This window comes from Micromonospora peucetia, from assembly GCF_900091625.1.
Lineage (GTDB): Bacteria > Actinomycetota > Actinomycetes > Mycobacteriales > Micromonosporaceae > Micromonospora > Micromonospora peucetia.
Window position 1 is genome coordinate 3,581,537 of record NZ_FMIC01000002.1, and the last position, 10,943, is coordinate 3,592,479.

General features: G+C 71.8%; 7 protein-coding genes and 1 tRNA gene. 7 read left to right on the forward strand and 1 reads right to left on the reverse strand.

The genetic code is table 11. From position 1 onward, the window contains the following. The first annotated feature begins 51 nt into the window (after nt 1-51). The 6 genes from GA0070608_RS16795 (at nt 52) to GA0070608_RS16815 (ending at nt 9,960) form a co-directional block, all read left to right on the forward strand. Nucleotides 52-1,272 (forward strand): Gfo/Idh/MocA family protein, encoded by a 1,221-nt coding sequence (locus tag GA0070608_RS16795; protein WP_176733974.1) that lies wholly within the window; start codon nt 52-54, stop codon nt 1,270-1,272. Nucleotides 1,273-1,788: 516 nt separating this feature from the next. Continuing rightward, complete coding sequence (locus GA0070608_RS33455) at nt 1,789-1,944, forward strand: hypothetical protein (RefSeq protein ID WP_176733594.1); 156 nt, start codon at nt 1,789-1,791, stop codon at nt 1,942-1,944. Next, nucleotides 1,941-3,008 carry a polyprenyl synthetase family protein gene (locus GA0070608_RS16800; protein ID WP_091629078.1) on the forward strand — a complete coding sequence of 356 codons (1,068 nt, stop codon included), beginning with the start codon at nt 1,941-1,943 and terminating at the stop codon, nt 3,006-3,008. Before GA0070608_RS33455 ends, GA0070608_RS16800 begins: the two co-directional genes overlap by 4 nt. Before the next feature lie 285 nt (nt 3,009-3,293). Then, entirely contained in the window at nt 3,294-6,158 is a 2,865-nt protein-coding gene (locus GA0070608_RS16805) for an RICIN domain-containing protein (RefSeq protein WP_091629081.1), read from the forward strand. Nucleotides 6,159-6,233: 75 nt separating this feature from the next. Next, entirely contained in the window at nt 6,234-8,342 is a 2,109-nt protein-coding gene (locus GA0070608_RS16810) for a ThuA domain-containing protein (protein ID WP_091629083.1), read from the forward strand. 610 nt (nt 8,343-8,952) lie between these two features. Further along, entirely contained in the window at nt 8,953-9,960 is a 1,008-nt protein-coding gene (locus GA0070608_RS16815) for a sugar phosphate isomerase/epimerase family protein (protein WP_091629086.1), read from the forward strand. A 173-nt stretch (nt 9,961-10,133) separates the two neighbouring features. On the opposite strand, the gene GA0070608_RS16820 is transcribed toward GA0070608_RS16815, so the two are convergent. After that, nucleotides 10,134-10,538 (reverse strand): hypothetical protein, encoded by a 405-nt coding sequence (locus GA0070608_RS16820; protein ID WP_091629088.1) that lies wholly within the window; start codon nt 10,536-10,538, stop codon nt 10,134-10,136. 271 nt (nt 10,539-10,809) lie between these two features. On the opposite strand from GA0070608_RS16820, the gene GA0070608_RS16825 reads away from it, so the two are divergent. Continuing rightward, nucleotides 10,810-10,882 (forward strand) — tRNA-Asn (locus GA0070608_RS16825). Nucleotides 10,883-10,943: the final 61 nt, after the last annotated feature.

Genomic DNA, 10,943 nt, shown 5'->3' on the forward strand with positions numbered 1-10,943 from the left:
CACGGGGGGAGACCCACCTTGTCCACGACAGACAGGCAACTGCGGGTCGGCATGGTCGGCTACGCGTTCATGGGCGCCGCGCACTCGCAGGCGTGGCGCACCGTGAACCGGGTGTACGACCTGCCGGCGCGGGCCCGGATGGCGCTGATCTGCGGCCGGGACGCCGGGAAGGTCGCCGACGCCGCCGACCGGCTCGGCTGGGAGGCGTACACGACCGACTGGCGTGACCTGATCGCCTCCGACGGCATCGACGTGGTCGACATCTGCACGCCCGGGGACAGCCACGCCGAGATCGCCATCGCCGCGTTGGCCGCCGGCAAGCACGTGCTGTGCGAGAAGCCGCTGGCCAACACGGTTGCGGAGGCCCGGTCGATGGCCGCCGCCGCGGCCACCGCGCAGGCCGCCGGGGTGCGGTCGATGTGCGGGTTCAACTACCGGAGGGTGCCGGCGGTCGCGATGATGCGCCAGCTCGTCGCCGACGGGCGGCTCGGGGTGATCCGGCACGTCCGGGCGACGTACCTGCAGGACTGGATCGTGGATCCACAGTTTCCCCTGGTCTGGCGGTTGCAACGGGACAGGGCGGGCTCCGGCGCGCTCGGCGACATCGGCGCGCACATCATCGACCTGACCCAGTACGTCACCGGCCGGCGGATCACCGGGGTCAGCGCCGTCACCGAGACCTTCGTCAGGGAACGGCCGCTGCCGGCCGGGTCGAGCGGGCTGGCGGCCACGGTGGACGGGGGCGCGGCGAACGGGAGCGCGGTGGACGGGGGCGGTGCCGACGGCCACCACCCGGCCACCGGCGCGGTAACCGTCGACGACGCGGCGGTCTTCGTAGCCCGGCTCGACGGCGGCGTGCTGGCCACGTACGAGGCGAGCCGGTTCGCCACCGGCCGCAAGAACGCCCTCCGGGTGGAGATCAACGGATCTCTCGGCACGGTGGCCTTCGACCTGGAGCGCCTCAACGAACTGGAGTTCTACGACGCGTCGCGTCCCGCCGCCGAGCAGGGCTTCAGCCGCATCCTGGTGACTGAGGGCGAGCACCCGTACATGTCCGCCTGGTGGCCGCCCGGCCACCTCATCGGCTACGAGCACTCGTTCACCCACCAGATGCGGGACTTCGTCGAGGCGGTCGCCACCGGCGTGGACCCGGCCCCCTCCTTCGCCGACGGGTTGCAGGTCCAGCTGGTGCTGGACGCGGTGACCCGGTCGGCGGAGCTCGGCTCCTCGTGGACGGAGGTGGAGCCGGCCCTGGCCACGGTCGCGGCCTGAGCCACCTCCGGCGCCGACCGGCGAGGGACCGGCCGGGGTTGCGCCCCGCGGCCGGGACGAGGTCGGGACCGGAGGACGTGCGGCCGGGCCGGCGTGGCCCGGTGACGCACGAGCAGGACGGTCGTCCGGTGCGGCCGGACCGGGATTCCCCGGTCGCACCGGGGGACCGCCACACACGGCCCGGTGAGGAAGTCCGGGGCGTGCGCCCACCCGGTGACCCCCGAGGTGGGGTCACCCACGACGGCCGGTCGGCGCGTGCCCGCGTCCCGGCCGACGGATGCGGGGGAGGCAGGGACGGGACGCCGACCGGCCCTGCCTGCCAGCCCCGTCCGTCCGCGCCCGCACCGGGAACCGGACCGGGGTCGTCGCCGCCGACGTCGACACCGGACCGGTGGGCTCGTCCCGGGGCGGCCGGCGGACGGGGCCTTTCCGCACAGATCCATATCTCTCAGAACAAAATTCTGATATCCATATAGCTCAATGCACAGCTGTTCCTCCTGATCGGGAAGGGGCACCATGCGTACGGGTGTCTGGCTGGTGGGAGCGCGCGGCTCGGTCGCGACCACCAGCGTCGTGGGGGCGCTGGCGCCGTGGACCACGCTCGCCGGCTTCGACGAGGTGCTGCCGCCCAGCTCGCGCTACGCGTACGCGGCCGTGCGGGCGGGATCGTGACCGTCACCGTCGCCCCGACCGACGCGAGTGGGCTGCGGGCCCGGTTCGACGCCGAGCTGGCCGGGTTTCTCGACCGGCAGGGCCGGGACTGGCCGGACGGTGCGCCCCGGGGCGTCTTCACCGCGTTGCACCGGTTCGTGCTGGCCGGCGGCAAGCGGCTACGCCCGCTCTTCTGCTACTGGGGGTGGCGGGGTGCCGGCGGCGTCGACGGCACCCCGATCGTGGTGGCCGCCGCCGCGCTGGAGTTGTTCCACGCGTTCGCGCTGATCCACGACGACATCCTGGACGGCAGCGACCGTCGCCGGGGTGCGCCGTCGGTGCACCGGCTCTTCGCCGACCTGCACGCCCGCTCGTCCTGGCGTGGCGACCCCGAGGCGTACGGGCGGAACACCGCGCTGCTCTGCGGCGACCTCTGTGCCGCCTGGGCGGACCAGATGTTCCACGAGTGCGGCCTGGGCTCGGGGCGGGTGCACCGGGGGTACGCGGTCTACGCGCTGATGCGCACCGAGGTGATCGCGGGGGAGTACCTCGACCTGGTCTCGGCGGTGGGCGACGGCTCGGTGGCGAGCGCGCTCACCGTGGTCCGGATGAAGGCGGCCCGCTACACGGTCACCCGGCCGTTGCAGATCGGGGCCACACTGGCCGGGGCCGGACCGGCGTCGGTCGCCGCGCTGGCCGAGTTCGGCGACCCGTTGGGCGACGCGTTCCAACTCCGCGACGACGTGCTGGGGGTCTTCGGCGATCCGGCGGTCACCGGCAAGTCGATTCTGGACGACCTGCGGGAGGGTAAGCCGACGGTGATGATGGCGCTGGCCCGTGGCGCCGCCGACCGGGCGCAGGCCGCGCGGCTGCGGGAGCTGTTCGGCAACCCCGCGCTGGACGGCGACGGCGCCGCCGAGCTGCGGAAGATCATCGAGAGCACCGGCGCCCGCGAGCGGATCGAGCGGATGATCGGGGTACGCGCCGAGGCCGCCCTGGTGGCCCTGGAGTCCGCCCCGGTGACCGACGAGGCCCGCGCCGTCCTGGCTGCCCTCGCTGCCCAGGCCGTCGACCGCCCGCTCTGAGCCACCGGAGCCGCGCAGCACGCCGTCGGGCTCGCCGTGGCCTGGCCGCTGCTGACCATGTGGAACTTTCGACGGGATCGACGAAAGTTCACGCCGATTCGGCGGAAGGCATGGACACATTGACGTACCTCATTTAATGTCGGGCCCATCTATCCCCCATCCCTCGCAGGTCACGGCCGGCCGGACACGGCACCCGGCGGGCCGAGGCGCATCCCCGCTACGGCATCCGGCGCGACGGCGCGCGCCCGCCCTGGCAGTCACTCGTCAGGAAGGGACGGCACAACGATGTCCACGAAGGACAGCTCCACCCACCGGATCCGGCGACGGTTCGCCGCCGCCGCCGCGCTGCTGCTGGTCGCCACCGCGGGCACGGTCGCCCTCGGCGCGGGCCCGGCCGAGCTGGGCGGCCCCACCCCGGCCCAGGCCCACCCCGTCGTCGGCACCGACTTCCAGCAGGTCACCCTCGCCAAGGGCGTCGCCGAGGTCGGCGAACCCATGACGATCTCGGTGCTGCCCGACCGGTCGGTCCTGCACACCGCCCGCAACGGCACCGTCCGGCGGACGGACTCCGCCGGCACCACCTCCGTGATCGGCACGCTGCCCGTCTACACCCACGACGAGGAGGGCTTGCAGGGCATCGGAGCCGACCCCAGCTTCGTCACCAACCGGCACATCTACCTCTACTACGCGCCGCCGCTGTCCACCCCCACCGGCGACGCGCCGGCGACCGGCACCGACTTCTCGGCCTGGCAGGGCGTCAACCGGCTCTCCCGGTTCACCCTCAACGCCGACTTCACCCTCAACACCGGCAGCCGGGTCGACATCCTCGACGTGCCCGCCGACCGGGGCATGTGCTGCCACGTCGGCGGCGACATCGACTTCGACGCCGCCGGCAACCTCTACCTCTCCACCGGCGACGACACCAACCCGTTCGACTCGGCCGGGTACGCGCCGATCGACGAGCGCACCAACCGCAACCCCGCGTACGACGCGCAGCGCAGCGCGGCCAACACCAACGACCTGCGCGGCAAGATCCTGCGGATCAAGGTGAACGCCAACGGCACGTACGCGATCCCGGCGGGCAACATGTTCGTCGACTCGGACCCGCGCACCCGCCCCGAGATCTACGCGATGGGCTTCCGCAACCCGTTCCGGATGAGCGTCGACCGGGCCACCGGCATCGTCCACGTCGGCGACTACGGCCCGGACGCCGGCACCACCAGCGCCCGGGGCCCGAGCGGGCAGGTCGAGTTCAACCGGGTCACCGGTCCCGGCAACTACGGCTGGCCGTACTGCACCGGAACCAACACCGCCACCGAGACGTACGCCGAGTGGGACTTCGCCGCCGGGACCGCCGGGGCCAAGTTCAACTGCTCCGGCGGGCCGACCAACAACTCGTTCCGCAACACCGGCCTGCCCATCCTGCCGGGGGCGAAACCGGCCTGGATCCGGTACGCCGGCGACGCCGGCAGCCCGCCGGAGTTCGGCGGCGGCTCCGAGTCGCCGATGGCCGGCCCCGTCTACCGGTACGACGCCGCACTGAACTCCACCACCAAGTTCCCGCAGTCCTTCGACGGGCAGTTCTTCGCCGGGGAACTCGGCCGGGGCTGGGTCAAGCCGATCCACCTCAACGCCGACGGCTCCCCGGGCGGCATCGACACGTTCCCGTGGAACGGCAAGCAGATCATGGACATGGCGTTCGGGCCCGAGGGCGCGCTCTACATCCTCGACTACGGCACCGGCTACTTCAACGGCGACGCCAACTCGGCGCTCTACCGCTACGACCACATCGGCGGCGGCAACCGGGCGCCCACCGCCGTCGCCTCGGCCGACAAGACCTCCGGGACGGCCCCGCTGGCCGTGAACTTCTCCTCGGCCGGGTCCAGCGACCCGGAGGGCGGCGCGCTGACGTACTCCTGGGCGTTCGGCGACGGCACCAGCTCGACGACGGCGAACCCCAGTAAGACGTACACCGCCAACGGCACCTACCAGGTCACGCTGACCGTACGCGACCCGCAGGGCGCCACCGGCACGGCGAACGTGCAGATCGGGGTCGGCAACACCGCGCCCACGGTCACCATCACCAGCCCGGCCAACGGCCAGCTCTTCAGCTACGGCGACACCGTGCCGTTCAGCATCACGGTGACCGACCCGGAGGACGCCGCCATCGACTGCACCAAGGTCAAGATGACCTACGTGCTGGGCCACGACAGCCACGGCCACCAGATCACCTCGAAGAACGGCTGCTCGGGCTCGATCACCATCCCCGTCGACGGCGAACACGACGACGCGGCGAACATCTTCGCCATCTTCGACGCCGAATACACCGACGCCGGTGGGCTGACCACGCACGAGCAGCACACCCTCCAGCCGCGCAAGCGCCAGGCGGAGCACTTCAAGACCTCCTCCGGCGTCGGGACCTTCGACAAGCCCACCGCCGAGGGCGGCAAGACCGTCGGCGACATCAACAACGGCGACTGGATCGCTTTCGAGCCGTACAAGCTCACCGACGCGACCTCGTTCAGCGCCCGGGTCTCCTCCGCCGGTTCCGGCGGCACCCTCCAGGTGCGGGCCGGCTCGCCCACGGGCGCCGTGCTCGGCTCCGCGACCGTCCCCGTCACCGGCGGCTGGGACACGTTCACCACGGTCAGCGGCGGCCTCTCCGGGGCGCCGGCCGGCACCACCACGCTCTACCTGACCTTCGCCGGTACGGGCACCGGCGCGCTCTACGACGTGGACACGTTCGCCTTCAGCACCGGCGCGGCGGTCCGCACCGGCCCGGTCGTCGGGCTCGGCGGCAAGTGCCTCGACGTGCGCAACGGCGCCACAGCCGACGGCACCCAGATCCAGATCTACGGCTGCAACGGCTCCGCGGCGCAGACGTGGACGGTGACGCCGAACTCGACGGTGAAGGCGTTCGGCAAGTGCCTGGACATCTCCGGCGGTGCCTCCGCCGACGGCACGAAGATCCAGCTGTGGACGTGCAACGGCACGGCCGCGCAGAACTGGTCGGCACAGTCGGACGGGACGCTGAAGAACCCGCAGTCGGGCAAGTGCCTCGACGTCTCCGGCAACAACCCGGCCGACGGCCAGCCCGTACACCTCTGGACCTGCCACACCAACGCCAACCAAAAGTGGACCCTGCCCTGACCTGAGAGGAAGGGCCCTTTACCAACGCTTTCGTTATAGAAGGGGCCCTTCCCCAGCACCTGTTGGGAGAGCGACATGCGCAGACTCCTCCGACCCGTCCTCGGCGCGGCCACCGCCGTCCTCGCCGTCCTCGCCTGCACCGCCCCGGCCACCCCGGCCAGCGCCGCCGACGCCCCGTACGACGTGCTGGTCTTCTCGAAGACCGCCGGCTTCCGGCACGACTCCATCGCGGTCGGCACCCAGGCGATACGTGACCTCGGCGCGGCCAACAACTTCACCGTCACCGCCACCGAGGACGCCGCCCAGTTCAACACCGCCAACCTGGCCCGGTACGAGGCGGTGGTCTTCCTCAACACCACCGGTGACGTGCTCGACGCCGCCCAGCAGGGCGCCTTCGAGTCGTACATCGGCGCAGGCGGCGGCTTCGTCGGCGTGCACGCCGCCGCCGACACCGAGTACGGCTGGTCGTTCTACGGCAACCTGGTCGGGGCGTACTTCGCCTCGCACCCGGCCATCCAGCAGGCCAACGTCAAGGCGGAGAACCGGGCGCACCCGGCCACCGCGCACCTGCCGCGGACCTGGACCCGCACCGACGAGTGGTACAACTACCAGACCAACGCCCGCTCCACCGCCCGGGTGCTGGCCACCCTCGACGAGTCGTCCTACTCGGGCGGCTCGATGGGCGCCGACCACCCGCACTCCTGGTGCAAGACCCAGAGCGGCGGCCGGGCCTTCTACACCGGCGGCGGGCACACCCAGACGTCGTACGCCGAGCCGGCGTTCCGCGCCCACCTGCTCGGCGGCATCCGGTACGCGGCCGGCCGGGCCAAGGCGGACTGCCGGGCCGAGACCGGCTACACCGCGCTCTACGACGGCGCGACCACCGGCTGGTCCCAGGCCGGGCCGGGCAACTTCAGCAACGCCGACGCGACCCTCACCTCGGTCGGCGGAATGGGCCTGTACTGGTACAGCGGGAAGCAGTTCACCAACTACTCGCTCAAACTGGACTGGCGGCTCGCCGGCGACGACAACTCCGGCGTCTTCATCGGCTTCCCGGCCTCCAGCGATCCCTGGTCGGCGGTGAACAACGGCTACGAGGTGCAGATCGATGCCACCGACGCGGCCGACCGGACCACCGGCGCGGTCTACACCTTCAAGTCCGCCGACACCGCCGCCCGGGACGCGGCGCTGAACCCGCCGGGGGAGTGGAACACCTACGAGCTGCTCGTCGAGGGCGAACGCCTCCAGGTCTTCCTGAACGGGGTGAAGATCAACGACTTCACCAACACCGACCCGGCCCGTTCGCTCGCCGGCCACGTGGGGCTCCAGAACCACGGCACCGGCGACGACGCCTCGTTCCGCAACATCCGGATCAAGGAACTCGGTTCCACCCCACCGGGCGGCGACACCACCGTGCAGGCGGAGGCGTTCAGCTCGGCCAACGGGGTCGCCCCGTTCACCAAGGCCGGCGCGAACGGCGGCCAGACGCTGGGTCACATCGACCCGGGCGACTGGGCCGCGTACGCCGGACTCGACCTGACCGGGGTGACGTCGTTGCGGGCGCGGGTCGTCTCCGGTGGGCCGGGTGGCACGATCCAGGTCCGCGCCGGCTCCACCACCGGCGCGTTGCTCGGCTCGGTGGCGGTGCCGAACACGGGCGGCTGGACCAGCTTCGCGAACGTCACGACGGCCCTGTCCGGGGTCCCGTCCGGCGCCGGCAACCTCTATCTGACCTTCACCGGATCGGGCGCGGGGCTCTTCGACGTGGACGACTTCACTCTGGTGAAGGCCAGCGGCGGCACCGGCACCGGCCCGGTCCGGGGCCTGGCCGGCAAGTGCCTGGACGTACGCAACGGCGCCACGGCCGACGGGACGCAGATCCAGCTCTACGGTTGCAACGGCGGCGCCGCGCAGACGTGGACGGTGACGCCGAACTCGACGGTGAAGGCGTTGGGTAAGTGTCTGGACGTGTCCGGTGGCGGATCGGCCGACGGCACGAAGATCCAGTTGTGGACGTGCAACGGCACGGGCGCGCAGAACTGGTCCGCCCAGCCGGACGGGGCGCTGAAGAACCCGCAGTCCGGTAAGTGTCTGGACGTCTCCGGCAACAACTCCGCCGACGGCACCCCCGTACACCTCTGGACCTGCACCGCAGCCGCCAACCAGAAGTGGACCCTCCCCTAACCACCCCTCTCCCCACCACCCGTCTCACCCCCATTACCCACCGCCCGTCCCACCCCACCGCCCGCCCGCCCACGGCCCGCGCGCCCACGGCCCGCGCGCCCACGGCCCGCGCGCCCACGGCCCGCGCGCCCACGGCCCGCCCGCCCACGGCCCGCCCGCCCACGGCCCGCCCGCCCACGGCCCGCCCGCCCGCGCGCCCGCGATCTTGCACTTGGTGCCCTGGCAATCAGGACAAAGGCCGTGAGTTGGGGGCCGAAAGTGCAAGATCGCGGGGGCGGGCGTGGGGGCGGGTGCGGGCGGCGCTGCGGCGGGCGCGTGCGGCGGGCGCGGGCGGGTGGGGCGCGTGCGGTGGCGGGCGTGGGGACGGTGGGCGTGGGGGCGGGGCGTGGGGGTGGTGGGGGCTTTCGTGTGGAGGGTGGCGGTCCTAGAGTGAGGACGGCGACCGTGGCGGTTTGCCGGTGACCTGGCGGGAGGCGCAACCCGGCGGGTTCAGGTGCGTACGCGCGCCCGCCGGCGTCCCGCCGTGGCCCGCCGCGCACCGGTCCGGCCGGTCACCCTCGCCCAGGTCACGCATCCACGGAATCCCCCATCACCACAGGGGAGAAGCACCATGGCGCGACCTATCACGCTCTTCACCGGCCAGTGGGCCGACCTTCCGTTCGACGAGGTCTGCCGGCTCGCCTCCGGGTGGGGCTACGACGGGCTGGAGATCGCCTGCTGGGGCGACCACTTCGAGGTCGACCGGGCACTCGCGGACGACTCGTACGTCGATCGGAAGCGGGAGACCCTGGCGAAGCACAACCTGGAGGTCTTCGCGATCTCCAACCACCTGGTCGGCCAGGCCGTCTGTGACCATCCGATTGACGAGCGGCACCAGGGCATCCTGCCCGCCCGGATCTGGGGCGACGGCGAGCCCGAGGGGGTACGCCGCCGGGCCGCCGAGGAGATCAAGGACACCGCCCGGGCGGCGGCGAAGCTCGGGGTGGACACCGTCGTCGGCTTCACGGGATCGTCGATCTGGCACACGCTGGCGATGTTCCCGCCGGTGCCGCCGTCGATGATCGAGCGGGGCTACCAGGACTTCGCCGACCGGTGGAACCCGATTCTCGACGTGTTCGACGAGATGGGGGTGCGCTTCGCCCACGAGGTGCATCCGAGTGAGATCGCGTACGACTACTGGACGACGAAGCGGACGCTGGAGGCGGTCGGGCACCGGCCGGCGTTCGGGCTCAACTGGGACCCGTCGCACTTCGTCTGGCAGGAGCTGGACCCGGTGAACTTCATCTTCGACTTCGCCGACCGGATCTACCACGTCGACTGCAAGGACGCGAAGGTACGCACCGGCGACGGGCGGCGGGGCCGGCTCGCCTCGCACCTGCCGTGGGCCGACATGCGGCGCGGCTGGGACTTCGTCTCCACCGGCCACGGCGACGTGCCCTGGGAGGACTGCTTCCGGGCGTTGAACGCGATCGGCTATGCCGGCCCGATCTCGATCGAGTGGGAGGACGCCGGGATGGATCGCCTGGTCGGCGCCCCGGAGTCGTTGCAGTTCGTCCGCCGGCTCGCCTTCGACGCCCCGGCTGCGGCGTTCGACGCCGCGTTCACCAGCAACGACTGACCGGTCCCTCTGGCGGGCGACGTCACCCCGGGTCGGGCCCTGGCCACGACCGGCCCGGGTATCGCGGGTGAGCGGCCCGGCCCCGGTCGCGTATGTGAGCGGCCCAGCCGGAAGGGATCACGCACACGAGCGGGCCGGTAGCCCGAAGGCGACCGGCCCGCTCGAAGGTGTGCTCAGAGGGTGCTGCCGTTGGTGCCCGAGCTGGACGGCTTGCTACGGGGCGTGGTGGTGGCCGACGTCGACCCGGAGGCCGGCGGCGTGCTCGACGACCCGGTGGCGCTCTTCGCGCCGATGGTGGCCGGCGTGCCGGCGAACGCGTCGTCGGCGGCGGTCATCTCCTGCTTGTGGCCGTTGCTGGTCAGCTTCTCGCCCAGCTTCGACTGGCCGATCTTGTCCTTGCCCTCGCTGTAGAGACGCGTCGCCTGGGCCTGCGCGACACCGGCCGCCTCCTGGACGGTCGGGTGGTCGAGCACCTTGCGGCCCCGGATCACCAACTCCTCGTACTTCTCCCGACCGGCACGGGCGCCCAGGACGAATCCCGCAGCCAGCCCGCCAAGGAACATCATCTTTCCGCGCATGGCGGCTCCTTCCGTACCTGACGCGCCGTCGCCCGGCGGGCTGCCCCACCGGAGGCGACCAAATCGCGCCTGCCTTCTCTGTCCGCAGCTAACTACCCATCCTGCTCTCCGCTCATACCTCCTTGTGCCGTGATGACGATTTGTCTGGTTTATTGTCGTGTGGATCAAGCGCTGGTCCCGAGGGTAACCCCCTGGACCAACACCCCCCGGAATCCTGTACTCTTGTCCCCGTCACACGGCGTAGAAAGATCGGCGCCGGATGGCGCAACGGTCCCCCGTAGCTCAATTGGCAGAGCAGCCGGCTGTTAACCGGCAGGTTTTTGGTTCGAGTCCAAACGGGGGAGCTTCCACACCAGATGCCCGTCGGCCCACGCCGGCGGGCATTCGCCGTTCCGGCCGCCGCCG

What these genes read in the sequence shown, in the direction of transcription:
- GA0070608_RS16795 (WP_176733974.1), top strand. Translation starts at nt 52, where the DNA reads ATGGTCGGCTACGCGTTCATGGGCGCCGCGCACTCGCAGGCGTGGCGC.
- GA0070608_RS33455 (WP_176733594.1), top strand. Translation starts at nt 1,789, where the DNA reads ATGCGTACGGGTGTCTGGCTGGTGGGAGCGCGCGGCTCGGTCGCGACC.
- GA0070608_RS16805 (WP_091629081.1), top strand. Translation starts at nt 3,294, where the DNA reads ATGTCCACGAAGGACAGCTCCACCCACCGGATCCGGCGACGGTTCGCC.
- GA0070608_RS16810 (WP_091629083.1), top strand. Translation starts at nt 6,234, where the DNA reads ATGCGCAGACTCCTCCGACCCGTCCTCGGCGCGGCCACCGCCGTCCTC.
- GA0070608_RS16815 (WP_091629086.1), top strand. Translation starts at nt 8,953, where the DNA reads ATGGCGCGACCTATCACGCTCTTCACCGGCCAGTGGGCCGACCTTCCG.
- GA0070608_RS16820 (WP_091629088.1), bottom strand. Translation starts at nt 10,538, where the DNA reads ATGCGCGGAAAGATGATGTTCCTTGGCGGGCTGGCTGCGGGATTCGTC.